The organism is Cellulomonas jepli, from assembly GCF_047229345.1.
In the GTDB taxonomy this organism is placed as follows: Bacteria; Actinomycetota; Actinomycetes; order Actinomycetales; family Cellulomonadaceae; genus Cellulomonas_A.
This window is the reverse complement of record NZ_JBFTER010000033.1, coordinates 1-17,526: the sequence shown is the minus strand read 5'-3', so window position 1 is coordinate 17,526 and position 17,526 is coordinate 1. Positions and strand designations below refer to the sequence as shown.

22 protein-coding genes are annotated in these 17,526 nt (G+C 72.3%); 3 read left to right on the top strand and 19 right to left on the bottom strand.

All coding sequences use genetic code 11. The annotated features are described in order from the left end of the window. Nucleotides 1-223: 223 nt before the first annotated feature. Entirely contained in the window at nucleotides 224-805 is a 582-nt protein-coding gene (locus AB6N24_RS09940; protein WP_412869243.1) for a hypothetical protein, read from the top strand. On the opposite strand, the gene AB6N24_RS09935 is transcribed toward AB6N24_RS09940, so the two are convergent. From AB6N24_RS09935 to AB6N24_RS09905, 7 genes are all read right to left on the bottom strand, one after another. Then, nucleotides 778-1,584, bottom strand: coding sequence for a hypothetical protein (locus tag AB6N24_RS09935; protein ID WP_412869242.1), 807 nt, complete (start codon nucleotides 1,582-1,584; stop codon nucleotides 778-780). The genes AB6N24_RS09940 and AB6N24_RS09935 overlap by 28 nt on opposite strands. Next, nucleotides 1,581-2,333, bottom strand: coding sequence for a hypothetical protein (locus AB6N24_RS09930; protein ID WP_412869241.1), 753 nt, complete (start codon nucleotides 2,331-2,333; stop codon nucleotides 1,581-1,583). Before AB6N24_RS09930 ends, AB6N24_RS09935 begins: the two co-directional genes overlap by 4 nt. A gap of 125 nt (nucleotides 2,334-2,458) precedes the next feature. Continuing rightward, nucleotides 2,459-3,532, bottom strand: a complete 1,074-nt coding sequence (locus tag AB6N24_RS09925) for a hypothetical protein (protein ID WP_412869240.1) — start codon at nucleotides 3,530-3,532, stop codon at nucleotides 2,459-2,461. Continuing rightward, nucleotides 3,529-3,672: a hypothetical protein gene (locus AB6N24_RS09920; RefSeq protein WP_412869239.1), complete on the bottom strand. Its 144-nt coding sequence runs from the start codon at nucleotides 3,670-3,672 to the stop codon at nucleotides 3,529-3,531. The genes AB6N24_RS09925 and AB6N24_RS09920 overlap by 4 nt, the downstream gene beginning before the upstream one ends. Before the next feature lie 145 nt (nucleotides 3,673-3,817). Beyond that, the gene (locus AB6N24_RS09915) at nucleotides 3,818-4,180 is read right to left on the bottom strand and encodes a ribbon-helix-helix protein, CopG family (RefSeq protein ID WP_412869238.1); all 363 of its coding nucleotides are present in this window, start codon (nucleotides 4,178-4,180) and stop codon (nucleotides 3,818-3,820) included. Continuing rightward, nucleotides 4,180-4,464, bottom strand: coding sequence for a hypothetical protein (locus AB6N24_RS09910; protein ID WP_412869237.1), 285 nt, complete (start codon nucleotides 4,462-4,464; stop codon nucleotides 4,180-4,182). Before AB6N24_RS09910 ends, AB6N24_RS09915 begins: the two co-directional genes overlap by 1 nt. Before the next feature lie 63 nt (nucleotides 4,465-4,527). Then, nucleotides 4,528-5,628 carry a P63C domain-containing protein gene (locus AB6N24_RS09905; RefSeq protein ID WP_412869236.1) on the bottom strand — a complete coding sequence of 367 codons (1,101 nt, stop codon included), beginning with the start codon at nucleotides 5,626-5,628 and terminating at the stop codon, nucleotides 4,528-4,530. 126 nt (nucleotides 5,629-5,754) lie between these two features. Between AB6N24_RS09905 and AB6N24_RS09900 the strand changes: the two genes are divergently transcribed. Next, entirely contained in the window at nucleotides 5,755-6,033 is a 279-nt protein-coding gene (locus tag AB6N24_RS09900) for a hypothetical protein (protein ID WP_412869235.1), read from the top strand. 32 nt (nucleotides 6,034-6,065) lie between these two features. Next, nucleotides 6,066-6,332 (top strand): hypothetical protein, encoded by a 267-nt coding sequence (locus AB6N24_RS09895; RefSeq protein WP_412869234.1) that lies wholly within the window; start codon nucleotides 6,066-6,068, stop codon nucleotides 6,330-6,332. Between the two features lie 13 nt (nucleotides 6,333-6,345). On the opposite strand, the gene AB6N24_RS09890 is transcribed toward AB6N24_RS09895, so the two are convergent. The 12 genes from AB6N24_RS09890 to AB6N24_RS09835 all read right to left on the bottom strand — a co-directional run. Continuing rightward, nucleotides 6,346-7,041, bottom strand: coding sequence for a hypothetical protein (locus tag AB6N24_RS09890; protein WP_412869233.1), 696 nt, complete (start codon nucleotides 7,039-7,041; stop codon nucleotides 6,346-6,348). 165 nt (nucleotides 7,042-7,206) lie between these two features. Further along, entirely contained in the window at nucleotides 7,207-7,725 is a 519-nt protein-coding gene (locus AB6N24_RS09885) for a hypothetical protein (protein ID WP_412869232.1), read from the bottom strand. A 91-nt stretch (nucleotides 7,726-7,816) separates the two neighbouring features. Then, nucleotides 7,817-8,080 (bottom strand): glutaredoxin domain-containing protein, encoded by a 264-nt coding sequence (locus tag AB6N24_RS09880; RefSeq protein WP_412869231.1) that lies wholly within the window; start codon nucleotides 8,078-8,080, stop codon nucleotides 7,817-7,819. Nucleotides 8,081-8,817: 737 nt separating this feature from the next. Further along, the gene (locus AB6N24_RS09875) at nucleotides 8,818-9,414 is read right to left on the bottom strand and encodes a hypothetical protein (protein WP_412869230.1); all 597 of its coding nucleotides are present in this window, start codon (nucleotides 9,412-9,414) and stop codon (nucleotides 8,818-8,820) included. Nucleotides 9,415-9,550: 136 nt separating this feature from the next. Further along, nucleotides 9,551-9,967 (bottom strand): DUF6573 family protein, encoded by a 417-nt coding sequence (locus AB6N24_RS09870; protein ID WP_412869229.1) that lies wholly within the window; start codon nucleotides 9,965-9,967, stop codon nucleotides 9,551-9,553. Between the two features lie 415 nt (nucleotides 9,968-10,382). Beyond that, nucleotides 10,383-11,852, bottom strand: a complete 1,470-nt coding sequence (locus AB6N24_RS09865; RefSeq protein WP_412869228.1) for a ParB/RepB/Spo0J family partition protein — start codon at nucleotides 11,850-11,852, stop codon at nucleotides 10,383-10,385. A gap of 1,470 nt (nucleotides 11,853-13,322) precedes the next feature. Then, the gene (locus AB6N24_RS09860; protein WP_412869227.1) at nucleotides 13,323-13,640 is read right to left on the bottom strand and encodes a hypothetical protein; all 318 of its coding nucleotides are present in this window, start codon (nucleotides 13,638-13,640) and stop codon (nucleotides 13,323-13,325) included. A 62-nt stretch (nucleotides 13,641-13,702) separates the two neighbouring features. Beyond that, the gene (locus tag AB6N24_RS09855) at nucleotides 13,703-14,596 is read right to left on the bottom strand and encodes a hypothetical protein (RefSeq protein ID WP_412869226.1); all 894 of its coding nucleotides are present in this window, start codon (nucleotides 14,594-14,596) and stop codon (nucleotides 13,703-13,705) included. 346 nt (nucleotides 14,597-14,942) lie between these two features. Next, nucleotides 14,943-15,278: a hypothetical protein gene (locus AB6N24_RS09850; RefSeq protein ID WP_412869225.1), complete on the bottom strand. Its 336-nt coding sequence runs from the start codon at nucleotides 15,276-15,278 to the stop codon at nucleotides 14,943-14,945. Continuing rightward, nucleotides 15,275-16,066: a ParA family protein gene (locus AB6N24_RS09845; RefSeq protein WP_412869224.1), complete on the bottom strand. Its 792-nt coding sequence runs from the start codon at nucleotides 16,064-16,066 to the stop codon at nucleotides 15,275-15,277. Before AB6N24_RS09845 ends, AB6N24_RS09850 begins: the two co-directional genes overlap by 4 nt. 120 nt (nucleotides 16,067-16,186) lie before the next feature. Next, on the bottom strand, nucleotides 16,187-16,942 hold the full coding sequence (locus tag AB6N24_RS09840) for a hypothetical protein (protein ID WP_412869223.1): 756 nt from the start codon (nucleotides 16,940-16,942) through the stop codon (nucleotides 16,187-16,189). Nucleotides 16,943-16,976: 34 nt separating this feature from the next. Next, on the bottom strand, nucleotides 16,977-17,526 hold a 550-nt coding region (locus tag AB6N24_RS09835; protein ID WP_412869222.1), incomplete at its 5' end, for a MarR family transcriptional regulator.

The window sequence follows — 17,526 nt, the reverse complement described above, 5'->3', positions numbered from 1 at the left end:
TGTGACCGTACGGAACTCGTCGGTGACCGGTCAGCGGCCACACCGGTTCCGGCCACGACTTTCGGCCACATCCTGCCGGGCGTGTCGCGTGGCCGGTGGCCGGTGGCCGGAAACGAGCGTTAGCGGCCACCGCGGCACCGCCCGCGGGAAGTTCACCCGCGAGCAACCTCTCCAGGGAGGCCCCAGCGCCGGTACCTTCGCGTGAACGGACAAAGGGGACACCGTGCATCTGGGCATCGGCACCAATCTCATCGTCAGTGACCAGCCCGTCGCCGCGGTGTTGAGCGCTGGCGGGGGGATGCTCGTCAAGGCCGAGACGGTCAACAACGGCCCACTCGTGGCGAGCCTCAACATCTGGAATGCGGCGGGCGACCACATCGCCAAGCTGCGTCGGGGCGCGTGGGTGTTCAATCACCGCAACCTCGAGGTCACGACGTCACCAGAGCACTTGACGCTGACGGATGGTGACCAGGTGCTGGCCGAGGTGCTGAAGACGGAGCCCGACAAAATCTGGATCCGACGGCTAGACCTCTACACGCCGGACGGCCTTCGAGTCCTCGTCCAAGCCTCCAACGACTTCGACCTTGAGGTGCTCGACGGGGACCGTTCCCTCATCCGTCTCGATCACTGCCGGTTCAACAACCCAGAGTGCGTGCTGAACTGCAGCGACACGCAGGGCAACGCGACGACGGCCAGCAGTGACGGCATCCACCTCTCGCGAGCGGCAGAGCAGGTGGTCTTCTCCTACTGCACGTTCGACCCGCTGGGCCAACGCCCTCACGATCCAGCCTCGACTTCGTCCTGAGGTTCGCTAGCCGCTCCCTCGCGCTGCGGCGGCGCGAGCCGCTGCGTCACGAGCGGCAGCACCGCGGCGGTGCACCAGCTCGCGCCGCGCGGCTCGGGGATGATCCCGGTCATCCGGCCGAAACCGGGCCTCACAACTTCGAGCCCGAGCAGGGCGTAGACGCGTCTTGCGCGCTCATCGCGGGCGCGGACGGTGACGCGCTGGCCGCCGTGGTGCTCCATGAGGTACGCGCGGACCTCCCGCATTCCGCCGGGGGCGGTGGAGGCGGCCAGGCTCACCGTCAGGTCGGTGCCCGGGACCTGTGGTCCGGCGGAGCGGATCATCCCCGGGTACGGCAGCGCGAGGAGCACGAGCGCGGCGAGCGCTGAGACCGCCGCCAGGACGGCGGTGAGAACCAGCACGCTGAGCAGCCCGAGGCCCAGGGTCCGGGTCGGCATCGCGAGGGGCAGCAGCAGCGCCGCGGCGAGCACGGCCAGGCCGGCGAGCATCCGGAGCACGGGCACCACGGTGTGCCCGCGGGGGGTGATCGTCACCGTGATGAGGCGGCGCGCGTCGTGCGGGTCGCGCCAGTACCGCACGAACGGCCGGTAGACCGCGAGCAGGAGGCTGAACCCCAGTCCGACGAGCGGGGTGAGGACGGCGCGCGCGCCCGCGCCGAGCCGCGCGCCGGCGCCGGCGCGCAGGTAGGCGCCGGCCATGACCTGACCGGCTCGCCCGAGCTCGCGCCACGGCGGCACGTGCAGGTGCCGCTCGGCGGGCCCCGCGGGCGCTCTGGTCACTGGCCCGGCGTCTGTGCCCGGGCGGTGTACGTCGCGCCGGCGCGACGGATCGCGTCGGCCGGGGTGCCGTCGGTCCAGTCGGGGGCCTGCCCGGTCGCGGGGAGCGGCGTGCGCAGTGTGGCGGCCGTGGCGAGGGCGTCGCCGAGCGCGTCGGTCTCCGGTGCGGGGCCGCTGAAGTCGAGCTCGACGACCTCGACCGGCGCGGTGACGCCCATCTCGGCGGCGACCTCGTGGACGGTCGCGCGGAACGCGGCGGCGTACGCCGTGGCGTCGTGCGCGAGCAGGTCCTCGAACGCGTCGTACACGCGCTCGGCCTCGCTGGCCTCGGCCTCGCTGAGGCCGTCGGCGTCGAGCCGTTCGGCGGCGGCGTTCTGCTCGGCGTAGAACAGGGCGGTCACCCCGAAGTCGCCGAACGTTCCCCACACGTCGAGCAGCACCCGCACGGGTTCGGTGCGGTGGCGCCACAGGTCGGCGTCGTCGGCGGCTGCGCCGGCGAGGAGCTCGCGGACACCGGCGGCCTCCCATGACCCGGGACGGCCGGCGAGCAGCGACTCCACGCCGCCGACGTTCGCGGCGACCGACGTGAGCACGCCCACGAGCACACCGGCGAAGTCCTCGGGTTCCTCGTGCGCGCTAGGCGTGCCGGGGCCGATCGTGCGGGTGCGGTTCGCCACCCGGGTCAGGGCGTCGATCGCCTGGGCGATCGGGTCCGGCTCGTCGAGCGAGGGGGCCGGGTTGTTCTCGGTCATCGTGCGTTCCCTTCGGGTGGGTCGTGCTCATCATGTCGATCGGTGCCCACGCGCAGTGCGCCGTGAGGGGTGTGTCCGGGGTGAGCGCGGAGACGCCAGGCCGCTCACCCCGGACGTGGGACAGCTCAGGGGACAGACGCGGGTGCCAGGAGCTCGAGGGCGCAGGCCCGCAGCCGGCGTCCGGTCCGGGCGCTGACCGGGCGGCCACGGCGGGCCAGTTCCTCGGCCAGGCGTGCCCCTGACACCTCGGGGTCCTGGCGCAGCAGGTCGAGCGCGACGTCGAGGTTGCTCGTCGCGCCGTCCGACGCCGGGACGTCCTGGCCGGGGACGTCGAACAGCGTGGCCGCCGCGTCCGGGACGTGGTCGTGCGGCCTGACCTGCGCGGTGACCACCGGCGCACGCTCGGCGGCGGCCGCGACCACGCGCCGGTCGGCCAGCGCCGGGACAGCGTCCGGCGCGGCCACTGTCGAGGTCTCGACGCGGGCGGGGCTGGCTGGTCCGGGCACGAGGGTGGCCGCCGCGAGGTGGTCCACCTGTCCCACCGCGGCCAGCACGGCATCGAGCGAGGGCGCCGGCGGCGCGACGCGCAGCGCCGCGAGGTGCGCCCGGTCCAGGCGCCGGCGCGCTCGGTGGACACGTCGGGTGGTCCACCGCCCGCCGTCACCGGCGCCCAGGCGCCGCACGGCCAGCGCCGCGCGCGCGACCTCGAGCAGGCGCCGGTCGCGCCGGACCTCAGTCAGGGTGCGCTGGGCGTGCTCGGCGCGGGCGGCCTGCAGCACCCGCTCCCACAACCACGCCGCGACCAGCGGGGCGACGGCGCGCACCGCGGCCGCCAGGAACGCCCCCGGGTCGGTGCTCCACGTCGACGACCCATCCGGTGCCGTGGCGACGAGCTCGTGCACCCCGGCCAGGACCCCGGAGGTCGCCGAGACGACCCACACCGCGACCGCGTCGGCGCCCCCCGGGCGCCCGGCCAGCGCCGCGGCGCGGGCGAGCAGCGCCGAGGAGACGAGCGCCAGCTCGAGGAACGACGCGAGCGCGACCGCCGCGAGCAGGTTGAAGCCCAGGACGTCCACAGCCAGGGACGCCATGCCCTGCGCGGCCAGGACCGTGGGCACCGCCGCGCCGATCGCAGCCACGACGGTCGCCTGCCGACGCGCCCGGGCGGCCGCGGCGAGCACGGGCGTGGGGGCGCTCATCGGGTCGACCGCCGATCGCGCAGACCGACCACGACGGCCAGGGCGTCGCGGTCCTCGTCGAGCTCGTCGACGTCGCGGGAGTCGTTCGCGCGGGATGTGCGGTCGGGGCCGATCCGGCCCGCGTACGCGAGAATGCGCATGGGAGTCCTCCAGTGGCTTGGTGGGTTCCTCGCCCCGGCGGTGGTGCAAACACCGTCGGGGCACCTGCTCACCGGTCGGCGGGTGCCGGTCGGTGATGTCGTGGGACGCGCCCTCGGGCGCGGTGTGGGTCAGGTCAGGGCATGGTCAGCTGGCCTCGTGGACAGCGAGATACTCGGCGGCCGCCTGGCGGAGAATCTCCGACAGGGGCCGGCGCTCGGCCTTGGCGCGGGCGCGCATCGCGGCGTCGAGCTCGACCGGCGTCCGCACGGTCCAGACCGGCCCCTCCCCCGGTTCCAGGTCCGGGTTCAGGCGCGGACGACCGCGCCCGCGTGCCGCACGCACCAGCTCCCGCCCCTCCGGGTCGTCCTCGGTCGCGCCCTCGAGCAGCGCGCGCGCCGCGGCGCGTGCGTCCTCCCCGCGGTGGGTGGTCGCGCCCGGGTGCACCTGCGGTGCGTCGGACGCCGCCCAGGCGCTCAGCGCGGCCTCGCGGTCCTCCTCGGTGCTCATCACTGCCCCTCCTCTTCTTCCTCGAGCAGGACCAGGAACTTGGCCCTGGCCTCCATGACGTGAAACACGAGCACATCGCGCGGCGGAATCGTCTCGGTCATGACCTCCAGCAGCGGAGCCCCGAGCGTGCGCTGAGGCCCGATCCACAGGTCCGGACGAGACGCCCCCGGAACCCGGGGGTCATCGAACGACGGCACGTGCAGGTACGCGTTCAGCATCGCGTGCACCGCGTCCTCACGCGCCACACCATGCTTGCCCGTGCTGTCCGCCCACCTCATCGCCATACGAATATTGTATGTCGGAAAATGATTAAGCGCAACACAAAAATGCGGATCGGTGGGCGGGGGTCATGACACGTCGTCGATCTCGAACAGCGTTTGGACCGAGTCGTCGTCACGCACATGCACGCGCAGCACCCGCGGCTTCACCTCCGTGGAGAACCGCCGGCCGAACAGCTCCTTGAACTCCTCGAGGTCGTGGCTCACCTGCATGAGCGTTGTGACCGCGGTGATCTGTCGGTCCAGGTGGACGTTCCCCGTGTCGACCGTGAGGTGCTGGTGGTGCTTGCGCGCGCGGTGGCCCGACGGAAGCTTCGGGTTGACCCGCCGCAGCTCGTCGGAGACACCCTCGGGCAGGTGGTCGTAGACGTACCGGTTGATGAACTTTCCGACGTACCTAGGCCCGGCGTTATTGCCAGGAACCCACTGCCACCCGTACAGGCGGTAGAGCTCGCTGAAGAACGCGTCCGGGAACATCCGTGCCCACGGGCGGAACGACTCGTCGACGTACTGCTCGAGCAGACGGCGCAGCTCGTCGCGCGATCGCTGCTCCTGGTACCCGGTCGCCTCGTCGACGAGCGCGATGATCCCGACCTTGGCCAGACCTCGGATGAGCACCTCTGCTGACTCGGCAGCCGGCTTCTGCTTGTCCTGCAGCACCCCGGCCTGCCGCGCCTTGAGGTAGACCTCGCAGACGTCGGGGAGCGCCTCCGCCCGGTATCCGACGCTGGCGAACCGGTTGTTCGGCATCTTGTACGTCACCGGAGTGAGCTTCTCGAGCAACTCCGGGGTGATGAACTGGTCGAGGTTGTTCGCGCTCAGGAACGGTGCACGCTTGACGTCCTCGCTGTCGCCGCGCCGACCCATGGACTTCGCGCGGCCCAGCGCCTCGAGCATGGTGCCCTGGGACAGCACCCGGGTGCCGTCGTCGAGAACCGCGCATTCGATCCGGTTGTCTCCGATGATGAGCGCGCCCGAGTGCGATGCACGTCGCGCCTTCCCGACCCAGCGCGTCTCAGCGGCCCGCCGGGCGATCTCTGACCGCTGCTCAGGCGTCAGCCGGCGCGCGCGGGCCTTGCCACCCTCGCTCGCCCCCAGGCGAAAGAGCGCCGCATCTGCGGCGTCCTCGACGGTCGTGTCCTCGCCCGTTCCATCATCAACACCGTTCACGCCGCACCTCCGGGTTGTGCTTACTGGGCAAGCACAGAGTGGCATGCCTGCCGAGTAAGCACAACGTCTGACGCTGTCCGTGCTCCCCGGGGTTCTGAGCGAGGTCTTTCGTACACTCGTTCGATCATGGCTCAGGAAGCGTTGTCGTGGAACTCGGGCCGGGAGCGCTGGCAGCGGCTGGTGAACGAGGTCGAGGTGCCGCCGGCACGGTCGCAGACGACGGCGCCGGCGCCGGTGGCGTGCGTGGCGCGGTTGGTGTGGGAGGTCGACGGGCCCGAGCTCGTGGAGACCGAGGCGATCGGGTGGACGCCGGCCGCGGTGCTCGTCCGGGTGTACGACCGTCGTTGGCGCCTTGGCGGGGCGTGGGTCCCGGTCAGCGACGTCCGCCGGCGCAACACCGGCTGAGCCGCGGGCCGGTGTGCGCGATGCTGGGGCGCGTGACCAGCGACTCGACGCCTGAGCCGGACTGGTACGACCTCATCGTCACCGTGGGCGAACCCGCCGGGAAGCCCGAGCTCCTGCGCCCGCCACGGCGGGCGCGAGTCACCACGACGAACTACCGCGGGGACGTCGTCGTGCTCGAGCTCGACGTCGTGGCCCGCGCCCCCGGCCACGTGCTCGTTGCACAGCCACGCGAGGGCCGTGACTCGTGGCACGCCTGGATCCGCTCAAGCGAGGCGATCCCCCTCGACGGCGGTCGCTGAGCCCCCAGTCCGGTCAGCAGTCGCAGCGCACGCCGTCGGCCTCGTGCTCGCACCCGGCCAGCGCTGTGCGGGCGTCGCCGAGCGGGTTCACCCTGGCGTTTTCGAGCCCGCGGACCGCGACGCGCACGAGCGCGGCCGGCGCCTGGCGGGCCGACAGCTCGAGGAGCAGGCGGTCGCCGTGGGTGGCGTACCAGGCGGCGGCCAGCGGCTCGGGGGTCATGGGGGTGTGGTCGAGGGCGTAGGTGGCTAGGCGTGCGGTGGCGGGGATGATCTGGCGGCCGCCGGCATGGGTGAGCCACGCGGCGACGAGCCGGGCCTGCCGGACGGCGTCGTCGTGCTCGGTCTCGGGTAGGTCCTTGAACGTGCGGCGTAGGTCGAGGGCGCCCTGCATCCGGGTGTCCCAGTCCCATGACCCGATCGGACCGGCGGCTGCGGCGAGGGCGAGGGTCCAGGGCTCGGCCCGGCCGCGTTCGACGCGCTCGATCGCGCGCAGGCGCAGTAGGTGGGCGGCGTACTGCCCGGCGGAGGCGGTGCGGCGGGCCGCGGCATGCCCGGTGCGGATGCGGGTCTGGCCGGCCTCCGCGGACGCCCAGACCCCATCGTCAGCGAGGGCCGGCGTCGCGGCCGCGCGGGCGCGGGTGACCAGCCCGAAGATCGGCACGGCGTAGGCGTTCTCGAGCGCGAGGGGTGTGCGGGTGGTGGTGGGCATCGTCGCTCCCCTGCTCGTGGCCGATGTGCGGGTGGCCTGCTTGAGCGGTGACCCTACGGTCACGCGCCCACGCGCTCGGGCGGTCATGCACAGCGGCGTCGGTGCGGTGGCGGTGGTGCTCGTCATGAACCGGTCTCCTCGGGTGGGTCGTGCGGGTGCGGTGGGTCAGGGCAGGTCGAGCTCGTCGACGTCGCCGACGTCCTGGTCGTCTTCGGCGGTGCGGGCCGCGTGGAGGGCGCGGATCAGGCCGGCGGTGGTGCGGCCGGGCTCGGGCGGGAACGTGAAGGTGTGCAGGTAGGTCAGGACGTCGCTGGCGCGGGCGAGCAGCTGGGGGTCGGGGCGCCCGTGCGCGCGGGCGTTGATCCCGGCGACGGGGCACCGGTAGGGGTCGACCGGCTCGGGTCCTTCTCCCCCGGTCAGGACCCAGGTGCGGTGCGTGGCGCGGGCGTGGGCTACGTCGTCGGCGGTGCGTAGGACGTGCGCGACGATCGAGGCGACTCGCTGGTCTCCCTCGGCCGGGGCGGCGGGGAACGTCCGGTCGTGGTCGGCGATGAGTGCGGCCAGGGCGGCGCGGGACCCGAACAGCCAGACCGGTGCCAGGGTTCGGGCGATCGTGGCGGCGCGCCGTGACCAGAGCATCCGGGTCAGGACCTGCTCGACGAGCTCGGCGGGGGTGGTGGGCATCGCGTGGTCCTTCCTACTGGTGCTTGAGGTAGGTGCCGGCGCCCCCGCCGACCTGCGCGGCCGACGGGGGCGGGCGTCTGGGGTGGGGGTGTCAGGCGCTCAGCTGCTCGGCGGCGGCCAGGTGGTCGCGCAGGTCCCGGATGCGGTCGTCCCGGTACCCGTCCCAGGTACCGATCGGACTGACCACGACGGGCATCTGCAGCGCCCCGGACGCGCGCAGCTCCTTCTCCAGGTCGGTGTTCCCGGTGGTGTCGATCGCCTGGTACTCGATGCCGGCCTTGGCCAGGGCCCGGAACGTCGCCCCGCACATGACGCAGCCGGTGCGGGTGTAGACGGTGACGGTGACGGTGTCCATGACGATCTCCTCGTGCGCTGTTGCGCGGTTCGTGTGTGACTTGACCTGCGAGAACGTGACCTAGGCGCCCCTACTTGGCCGTCCTGCCGCTGGTGCGCCGAACGTCTTTCGGACCCTCCTGGTAGCGAGATGACCGCCGGCATGAGCGGGTGGAGCGTCAACCCGGAGGGCGGGTGCGGGGGCGAGTTCGGCCGGGCTCAGTGAGCGCAGCGAACGCAGGTCGGGCTCGTCGCCGTGCCCGGCGGCGTAGCCGCTTGCGGGGAGCTCGCGCCGGCGATCATGGAGAGCCAGGAGGGGACACAGACGACCGTCCTTCGACAGTCGGTGACCGCGCAGCGGGCGACGCCCGTGTGCGGTCCGGCGCTCCGTCGCTGGGGCGCCCCCAAATGACCGTGGACAGACTTCGGTGCTGACCTGCACGTTCATCGGTGGTGGCCTCTTGGTCGAGGGTGATCGGTGGTCGGGTTGGTCTGGCGTACGGGAGGCTGCGCCAGCGGCGACCCGTAGCGGCCGCACCTGGAGCTCGGGGTGCTCTGCTCGTGCCCGGCTCGTGCGGGTGAGGGGTGTGCGTGCTCGAGGTGGGGTCCCGGCTCATCCGGGGTGCGACGGCGGCGTGAGGGGCGCAGCTGCGGGTGGTGCCCGCGTGCTGGGTCTGCCGGCTCGATGCCGGCAGACCCGGCCCCGCCCCCGGGGACGTGAGCCGCCCGACCGGGGCCGGGCGGCTCACGTCGGGTGCGTCAGCGCAGCAGCCGCAGGATCACGGCCTGTGCCTGGATGACGCTCCACGCGCCCTCACGCGCGACCGGGGCCGCGCCCGCGACGTCGGGGTAGGCCGCGACCTGGAACCGGGCGCTGTCCCGCGCGGCCGCGACGTGCGCCACGACCCGCTCCCGACCGGACGGCCAGAACACAACGACCGTGACCGCACCGGCAGGCGAGCGCCGGGCGAGCGGCCCGGCGACTCCGGCGCGGCGCAGCAGCCGGGCCAGGGTGAGCGCGAACCGCCCGTCCGGGGTGTCCTGCTCGTGCAGCGTCAGCGTGGTGACCGACGGGGCGACGTACTGGTGCAGGTCCACCCCGCGGGCGTTGACCCACACGGCGCGGGTACGGCCCGGCTCGACCTCGTAGGTCACGCGCCACGGGTAGTCGGCCCGCTCGGGGTCGCGGGGCTCGACCCCCACGACGCGGCCCGCGAGCAGCAGACGCGTCCCGCCGGGGAAGCCGTCGAGGGCCTGGACGTGGTCCCCGACCAGGTACGGGGCGCGGGTCGCGCGCGCCGAACCGCGCCGGACGATCGCGGGTTCGGTGGGTTGGGTGTGGGCGAGAATCGACATGGGAGTCCTCCAGTGCATTGGTGGGTTCCTCGCCCCGGCGGTGTTGACGCACCGTCGGGGCACTTTCGGTTCGGGCCGGGTGGCCCGTCTGCGGGCGGTCGCCGCGCGCGCTCGACGCGCGGCGACCGCGTGGCGGTCAGTCCTCGTGCGGGAGCAGGACCGTGAGCACGGCCTCGTGGGCGTCACCGGGGCCGATGTGCACGTGCAGCGTCGTCGTGACCGCGTCGAGTGCGTCCGGCTCGTTGGGCACGCGCAGGACCTCGAACGCGATCCGGGACATGCCGTGCCCGACGCGCCGGGCGGCCCTGCGCGCCAGCCAGAGCACGTCCCACAGGCGTCCGGACTGGTCCTGGTCGTCGCGGCAGTTGGCCTCGTCCCAGGCGACGGCCTCGTCCCACGCGCCCTTCGTGAGCGCGAACGGCAGCAGGTAGCCCGCCTCACGGGCGGTGGTGGTGACGTCGATGAGCGCGCCGTCGGTGAGGGCGTCAGCGCGCAGGTACGGGGTGTGCACGTGCACGATCTGCAGTGCCCCGGTGTTCGGTGAGTGGTTCATGGGTGGTCTCCCTGCGGGTAGTGGTCTCGGCCTGCCAGTTGGTCGGCCGGTGAGCGCCCGTGTTCTTCGGGCCTCACCGGCAGGCGCGAGGGAGCACGTCCGGCAGAGGCTCGCGGCAAGGCCGTCCCGACCGGCCCCGCTCCCCCGAGCTCGTGGCTCTTGGTGCGGAGCACCGTCCCCAGCCCGCTCAACAGCTCCGGTCGGGACGGCCTTGTCGTGAGGGACGGTCGTGCTACCGGCCACGTGACCCGCCGACCCAGACCCCGCCACCGGCACGGCCGACCGCGCGGACGAGCTCGCGCGCCCGCAGGGCGCACCACCGGGGTGTCGGGTCGGGCGGCTCGATGCCGCCCGACCCGAGCAGCACCCCCGGGGCGCCGCCCCCACCCGTAGGCGGGGACGGCGCCCGGTCGGGTCAGGCCGCGTCGTCCGGCTCGTCGACGTCGTCGTACTCGCCCGCGCCGTCCTCGTCCTCGTCGAGGTCGTGCTCGGCGTCGTCGGGGGCGGTGCGCTCTGGTGCTGCGGCCGGGGTCGGCTGCTCGGCGAGGACCAGGTGCTCGACGTCGGACAGGCCGTAGCCCCAGGCGTCCAGGGCGGTGAAGTAGGCGCGGGACTCCGGGCTCGGGCGGCGCCAGGTGTGGATGCCGGTGCGCTGCTCGATGGTCGCCAGGATGAGCACGAGCGCGATGTGCTGCGCGCGGGCCGGGCTCGCCTTCGCGATCGCCTCGGCGAGCGGGTCGGGGTCGGACCAGTTCGCGCGCTCGGGGATGCCCAGCAGGGTCCGGGCCAGGCGCAGGTCGTCGGTGTCCGGGCTCGTCCGGCGCGCGAGTGCGGCCGCGATGAACGCGGGGGCGTCCTTCGGGGCGGTCTTGCGCGTGGCGAACGTGGTGAGCCAGTCCCGGCGCACGGTCTGCGCGCTGGGCCAGGCCTTGTTGTTCGCGATCAGGACCCGCCGCTCGGCCTTCTCCTCCTCGGTCATCCGCCCGCCGCGCGCGCCCGTGGCGGTCGAGTGGCGGTCGACGTGCCCGTGGGCGCGCCAGCCCTCGCACCCGGGCACGGCCTGCACGCCCCGGTACCCGTGGTTGATCCACACCACGTGCCCGGGGCACGTCGCGTGCGCCTCGTCGGTGAGCGGGGTGCGGCCGGTGTCGTCGGCGGCCGCCAGGACGGCCAGGGCCTTGATCTTCCGGTCGTCGTAGTACGGCTCGCTGATGACCCGCAGGCCCCGCTCGGTCAAGTCCGCGGTCAGCACCGCGACGGCCTGGGCGCGGGTGCGGTCGTCGCGCATCTTCTGCGCGCAGTGGACGAACGCGCGCGGGTCCTCCGCCGCCATCGTCGTCAGGCGCTCGACGGCGTCCGCGTCGTCCGCGAACTCCGCGATGACGGCGGCCTGGTCGAGGGTGAGGTCGTACTGCGCGGTCGCGGCGGCCGCGACGGGCGACGCGGCGACAGTCAGAGCGGAGGTGACGCGGTCCTTCTTCGTGCCGGTGCGCTTGGCGATCTGCTCGGCGGTCAGGCCCAGCAGGGCCAACTGCTCGAACGCGGCGAGGTGGTCCCCGTCGCGCAGCGCGCGGCGGTGGTCGTTCTCGGCCAACTGCTCCACAATCCGGTGCGTCTCGTCGGTGTCGGCGTCCACGACGTGGGCGGGGATCGTCGCCCGGCCGGTCTCGACGGCGGCGAGGGTGCGGCGCTGCCCGGCGCGGACGTGCAGGCCGTCCTCGCGGCGCTGCACGAGGACCGGGGTCAGCACGCCCAAGTCGCGGATCGAGGCCAGGAACTCCGCGTCCAGGTCGGCGTCGCGGCGGACGTTGACCTCCAAGATCAGCGTCCGGGGGTCGACCTCGACGATCTGCCCGGCCGTCGTGGTGGTGTCGGTGGTGGTCATGTGGGTGGTCTCCCTGCGGGTGGTGTCCTCGACCTGCCCGGTTGGGCTGGCCGGTGAGCGCCCGTGTTCTTCGGGCCTCACCGGCAGGCGCGAGGGAGCACGTCCGGCAGAGGCTCGCGGCAAGGCCGTCCCGACCGGCCCCACTCCCCCGAGCTCGTGGCTCTTGGTGCGGAGCACCGTCCCCAGCCCGCTCACGAACGCCGGGCGGGACGGCCTTGTCGTGAGGGACGGTCGTGCTACCGGCCAGGTGAGCCGCCGACCCACACCCAGCCACCGGCACGGCCAACCGCGCCGAGGAGCTCGCGCGCCCGAAGGGCGCACCGCCGGGTTCCGTCACGGCGGTGCGGGGCATGACGAGGTCCCGCTGCGCAGGGGGCCGAGCAGCGGGACCTCGCTGACACGCTAGCTCGGTGACGCGTCGTGCGCGGCGGGGGGAGCCTCGGTCTCCCCGCGCTGAGGTGAGGCGAGCGGCTAGGAGCCCCGCGGGCGACTCGCCGCGAGGGATGCGGCAGGCGGCAGGCGCGACGTCGCGTTGATCGCGTCGTACGGCCGAGCCGGAGGGACGGGCTGGCAGACTCTCGCTATGAGTAGCGCCGCGATTTCTCCGCTCTGGCCGGCCATGGCAACTCTTCTGCCCGCAGCTGGCCTCGCGCTGGTCTTGGAGGCACGGTGGGAAATCAGCCGAGTAAGTCGGAGCGTCGGATACAACACCGTTGGCAGCCTTCGGCTGAACGGATTTCTTTATGGCCCGGTCTTGCTTGCCATTGGGGCGTCCGAGTGGGTAGCAATCTGGAATTTGGGAAATCCGGGACAGAGTATCCCGTGGCATACGACGCTGCTACAATCGACGCTCTTGTCTGCGTTCGTGATCCTCGTGGTCACTCCCGCGCTTGTGCTGATCAGGCTGGGTTTCGCGGGCCTCGGGTGGTGGACGCTGCTCGCGCTTCGCGGACTCCCCAACACTGCCAAGAATGCGGTCTTCGAAGTTGGAGTTTCTTGGAAGTCTATGCTGGCACGCCGCGACATGGCACTCCTAGAGCGTGACAACAAAGTCATGCGTACTCGCGCCCAGGTAGTCGAACACCGGCAGCGCGTTTTGCTGGCGATACCGACGACGATCCGTTCACGCGAGGCGGAAGCTGCCATCGGCGAAATAGGCGAACTCCTTGAGCAGGTTGAGATCGCCGAGAAGCGGTCCGTCTCGATTCGTCAGCGAATCACCGAGCTGGACAGAATCACCAGACGTGCTCGCGACCGTCGCAGGGCTGCGCGGCGGAGCCGGAACCGCGCTGTCGCGGAGCGGCAAGCGCGGCGGCTGGCCAAGCTGCTGCCGCCGCCTACGGCGGAGCCGAGGACCGCACCGGATCAGGACGGGCGCCCGTCGATGCAGGCTGCGCCGCTGCGTGGGCGGGGCTCGCGCTCCCCGCGTGTGCGGCCGATGCCAGCGACGGCGCGGGCACGGGGCAGAGGTCAGCGGACCTCGACGTAGGGCGTTCCGAGCACACGGACGTGCATCTCGGGCGACGGCAGGCCGAAGGCGGCGCCGCCGTGGCTGGAGTCTTGTTTGGCGCTGGTGATGACCGGTCCCGGCTTGCCGGTGGCGGCGGAGGCGGCGGTGTTGATCTCCGTGACGGTCTGGTCGAGCCGTGCGCGTCCCTCGTCGGGGGTGAGGGTTGGCCAGACGTCGCTGATGAGTTCCTGTGGGCTGGCTCCGCGCTTGATGCTCATGTGTACGAGGACTTCGAGCTGGTCGTCGGTGAGCTCGAGCCTGCGCCAGGTGTCGTTCATGTTGGTTCCCCCGCCTTCGGTTTCGTCGTCAAGGCTTCTGCCTGGGTGGTGTGGAGCGGTGGTCAGTCGCGGTGGTCTCGTACGCCGGCGGGTGGGCAGATGTCCTCGACGATGTAGGCGAGGTTGGCGGCGAGCTCGCGGGGTAGCGGTGCGGGGAAGTCGAGGAGTGTGTCGCGCAGGTGGTGGAAGCTGACGACGGGGATGGTGGCGATGGACCGGGGGTGCGGCTGCATGACGTCGGTCGGTGCGCGCTTGCTCGCCTTGGGGTGGGGCGGGACGGCGATCAGCATCCGGGTGGGGCCGACCCAGTCCAGGTGCGCGGCGGCGACCTCGAGAGCTTCTTGGACCTGCGTGGCTTCCCACCATCGGGTGCGGACCCACTCTGAGGTGGGCCGGCCCTGGAGGTAGGCCTCGTCGTTGTGGACCTGCCAGGGGCCCCACGCTGGTGTCGGGGTGACGATGACGACGCCGCCGGGACCGATCAGGACGAATGGCATCCGTGCTTCGGTGCCGGGCACGAGGCGGTCGGCTAGGACGGTCCATCCCTCGCTGCGGAGATGCTCGAGGTGCCAGTGGAGGTTCTTCTCGACGCGGATGGCCGCTGCAAGGCGAGCCTCGGCGGGTCCTGAGCCCCATCGCGTTCCGAGGCGCCAGGCGGCGGGGGCGCCGATGAGCAGGGCCAGGATGCCGAAGGCGAGGAAGCGCAGGTCTCCGGGTTCCCTGATGAGCAGGCCGTAGATCATGGTCGCGAGCAGGAGCGGAGCGGCGACGGCCGCGACCAGGGCGGCCAGGGTGAGCCAGTCGCGTAGAAGCGGCCCGTACCTCGCCAGTCGCGCGGCGCGCTCCCGCGCTCGTGCGGCGCGGAGCGACCCGGCGACACCGAGGTCCACGCGCTGCCGGGACGGGACCGAGGCGACCCGTGGCGCCAGCCAGTCGGGTGGTGTCGCGTCCGTCATGACGCGGCCAGGTGCGGGCGCGGGATCATCGTTGGTCTCCCCCTGTGTACGTACATCGCCCGTCCGGGCGGTGTTAAGGCTCCACGCCGCGCTCGGTTAGTCAGATGCCGCGGAAGGCGGTCGCGTGGCTCAATTATCAGCGAGGCGTCTGACACCGTGCGGGCGGACGTCGCGATCGCGATTGTCGTCAGAGTTGGTCGCCGCCGGTCTGTACTGAGCTGACTGCTGCCGCCCTAGGAACCCTCGGGCGACTCGCCGCGAGAGCCGCGTGCGGCGGCAGGTGCGACGTCGCGTCACCTGTTGTTGGCGTGCGCTAAGGTCTGCGTGCTTTTTGCTAGATATCTATCTAGCGGCGGCGCTTCCAGGCGTCTTCGACGAGCTGCTCGAACATGGCGCGCTGCGTGAGGCCTGCCTCGTCGGCGAGCGTCTGAAAGCGGGTGCTCGCCGTCTCGTTGACCCGGACGAAGACCGCGACGGTCGGCTGCTTGCGCGGGGCGCTGGGCGCGCGGGGCGCGAGCGAAGGCGCGGGGCTGGGTGCAGGTGCGGGAGCTGCCTGCGGCGCGGGTGTGGCGGCGGCCGGCGGCGCTGCTGGCGCTGGCGCGTGCGGCGGGGTGTTGGGTGCCATGGGGTCGGTTACCGCGGGGGCGACCCGGCGGCGCTTGGGGGCGGGCAGGTCGCTCATCGGTGGTCGTCCTTCCGCGGGTACTGGGGCCAGAGCGTGTCGGTGAGGCCGGCGAAGGCGTCGACGACGACCTGGCCGCGGGCGTAGTCGCCCCACCAGACCTCACCGGCGCGCGCTGAGCGCACGACGACGCGCTCGGGGATGAAGGGCCGCAGGACGAGGTCGCCGTTGTCCTGCTCGAGCGCTTCGAGGGCGCCGAGGGCATCTCGGGTCGGGATGGTGTCGGGCCAGCGGGTGAGGATGACGCCGACCTCGCGCAGGTCGGGGTTCAGCGGGGAGAGCTGCTTGAACCGCGCGACGTTGGACCGGGCCCACTCCACGCCGGAGCGGCCGTCCTCGTCGGGCGTCGTGGCGTAGATGATTTGCGCGGCCGCGGTGAGGGCGGAGCGGATGAGATAGCCGCCCTGTCGGTTGGGCGAGTCGATGAGCACGACGTCGCGGTCCCAGCCCTGCAGGGCGCGTCGCAGGCGCAGGTCGCCGTACTCCTGCGGCGCGGATTCCAGCGCGGCGAGGTCGCGGGAGCCGGGGATGACGGTGATGTTCTCGTGCCATGTCGATGTGAGGGCGAGGTCGGAGGCGGCTCCGTCGACGTCGTCCTGGCCGAGGATCGCGCCGATGTGCTCCCCCGGCGGCGCATCGATGCCGAGCCACGTCGTCGCGGTGGCGCGAGGGTCGAGGTCAACGATCCCGACGCGGACGCCGCGGCGGGCGAGCTCGGCGGCGAAGCCGAGGGTGCAGGTGGTCTTCCCGATGCCGCCCTTCTCGGAGGCGACGGCAGTGATCAGCATGGCACCAGCGTACTAGATAGCTAGATTGTTAGATAGATAGCACGCTTGCTATCTATCTTGCTTGCTTGATATCTAGCAAGGACCGTTCCGGCCTTGGTGGCAGGCGAAGCCGCGCCGGGCCTAGTCCTCGGGCAGCGTTGGGGGCTCGACGACCTCTGCGTCAGCCCACTTCTTCTCGTAAACCTCGCGCACGGTGTCGCTGAGGCTGGCGCTGAGCGTGGTCAGCGTGATGGGAGAGCGACCGATCGTGCCGAGGGATCCGCCGAGCATCAGTACTGGTCCGCTGGCGGGGATGAGGTACCGGTCGTGGAGTTCACTGACCTTGCGAACCTCGAGAGGCCGCTTGTTGGCGATGACCTTCGCCGCGCTACCGAGCGCAGCGAGGTCGCCCGCGTTGAGCTTGGTGCCGACGAGCACGCGTTCGACAGTCGGGACGCGGTCGAGGTCGATGAGCTGAGCCATCCGCAGATAGGGGTCGACAAGCAGCGCGGGGGACTCGGTGCGGAGGTAGGTAACGGCTTTCGCATAGGCGAACGGATCGTCGACGTCGAGTACGGCCTCGATGACGTCCTCCTCCTGCTCGGCGGCGTCGAGTCCGCGCACGAGCGCCTGGCCCACGGACGTCAGGACGACGGCACCCTCCTCGACGCGGATCCACTCCATACGGAGTAGGTAGTCGACGGGGTTCTCGTCCGAGCCGGTGCGGTATGTCCCTCGCGCCATCATGTTGACCATCTCGATGAACACGCCGCCCACCTTGGGCTCGGCCGACCGAAAGAACTGGGCGACTCCTGCCCTCGAAGGGCGGGCACCTCCACGATTTACCAGCGCGATGTAGGCAAGGGTGCGGTGCGCTTCGGCCGACAGAACGTCCATGCCGCGAGCGTAGAGCGGCCACCGGGACCAGCGTCTACGCGGCGCCGTGAAGTGCCTGTACGAGCGTCGAGGTGTCGTCGGGTGGCCACCAGTAGTCCTCGACGTCCACCGGGTCGGGTTCGCGCTGTTCGGGGTCGTGGCGGGTGAGGTAGGCGCGCCAGAGTTCGCGGTCGCGGGCGTAGCGGCGCAGCTGGGCGGTGACGGCGTCGAGGGTGCCGAGGAGCTCGGCGACGGCGCGTAGGCGTTCGGGGTGGGCGGTCAGGCCGGTGGGGGTGCGCTCGAGCAGCCCGTGCGCGGTCAGGACGTCGACGGCGCGGGTGACGGTGTCGCGGTGCAGCCCGGTGGCGGGCACGAGGGTGGTGATGGTGGTGGCGCGTCCGGCTTCGACGGCCTCGAACACGAACGCCGCGGCGTGCCCGAGCTCGCGGAACGCCGGGCGCAGAGCGTGGGCGTGCCCGCGGTCCCACCGCAGGTCACTGGCGGCGCCGGCGAGGTTGGTGGGGATGGTCAGGGCGTACAGGTCGGCCCGTTCGCCGCGGGCGGGTTCGATCAGGTCGATCCACCCGCCGGGCTCGTCGGCCAGC

What these genes read in the sequence shown, in the direction of transcription:
- AB6N24_RS09865 (WP_412869228.1), bottom strand. Translation starts at nt 11,852, where the DNA reads ATGACCACCACCGACACCACCACGACGGCCGGGCAGATCGTCGAGGTC.
- AB6N24_RS09880 (WP_412869231.1), bottom strand. Translation starts at nt 8,080, where the DNA reads ATGGACACCGTCACCGTCACCGTCTACACCCGCACCGGCTGCGTCATG.
- AB6N24_RS09850 (WP_412869225.1), bottom strand. Translation starts at nt 15,278, where the DNA reads ATGAGCGACCTGCCCGCCCCCAAGCGCCGCCGGGTCGCCCCCGCGGTA.
- AB6N24_RS09875 (WP_412869230.1), bottom strand. Translation starts at nt 9,414, where the DNA reads ATGTCGATTCTCGCCCACACCCAACCCACCGAACCCGCGATCGTCCGG.
- AB6N24_RS09840 (WP_412869223.1), bottom strand. Translation starts at nt 16,942, where the DNA reads ATGGACGTTCTGTCGGCCGAAGCGCACCGCACCCTTGCCTACATCGCG.
- AB6N24_RS09900 (WP_412869235.1), top strand. Translation starts at nt 5,755, where the DNA reads ATGGCTCAGGAAGCGTTGTCGTGGAACTCGGGCCGGGAGCGCTGGCAG.
- AB6N24_RS09845 (WP_412869224.1), bottom strand. Translation starts at nt 16,066, where the DNA reads ATGCTGATCACTGCCGTCGCCTCCGAGAAGGGCGGCATCGGGAAGACC.
- AB6N24_RS09870 (WP_412869229.1), bottom strand. Translation starts at nt 9,967, where the DNA reads ATGAACCACTCACCGAACACCGGGGCACTGCAGATCGTGCACGTGCAC.
- AB6N24_RS09920 (WP_412869239.1), bottom strand. Translation starts at nt 3,672, where the DNA reads ATGCGCATTCTCGCGTACGCGGGCCGGATCGGCCCCGACCGCACATCC.
- AB6N24_RS09910 (WP_412869237.1), bottom strand. Translation starts at nt 4,464, where the DNA reads ATGGCGATGAGGTGGGCGGACAGCACGGGCAAGCATGGTGTGGCGCGT.
- AB6N24_RS09915 (WP_412869238.1), bottom strand. Translation starts at nt 4,180, where the DNA reads ATGAGCACCGAGGAGGACCGCGAGGCCGCGCTGAGCGCCTGGGCGGCG.
- AB6N24_RS09890 (WP_412869233.1), bottom strand. Translation starts at nt 7,041, where the DNA reads ATGCCCACCACCACCCGCACACCCCTCGCGCTCGAGAACGCCTACGCC.
- AB6N24_RS09885 (WP_412869232.1), bottom strand. Translation starts at nt 7,725, where the DNA reads ATGCCCACCACCCCCGCCGAGCTCGTCGAGCAGGTCCTGACCCGGATG.
- AB6N24_RS09860 (WP_412869227.1), bottom strand. Translation starts at nt 13,640, where the DNA reads ATGAACGACACCTGGCGCAGGCTCGAGCTCACCGACGACCAGCTCGAA.
- AB6N24_RS09925 (WP_412869240.1), bottom strand. Translation starts at nt 3,532, where the DNA reads ATGAGCGCCCCCACGCCCGTGCTCGCCGCGGCCGCCCGGGCGCGTCGG.
- AB6N24_RS09930 (WP_412869241.1), bottom strand. Translation starts at nt 2,333, where the DNA reads ATGACCGAGAACAACCCGGCCCCCTCGCTCGACGAGCCGGACCCGATC.
- AB6N24_RS09855 (WP_412869226.1), bottom strand. Translation starts at nt 14,596, where the DNA reads ATGACGGACGCGACACCACCCGACTGGCTGGCGCCACGGGTCGCCTCG.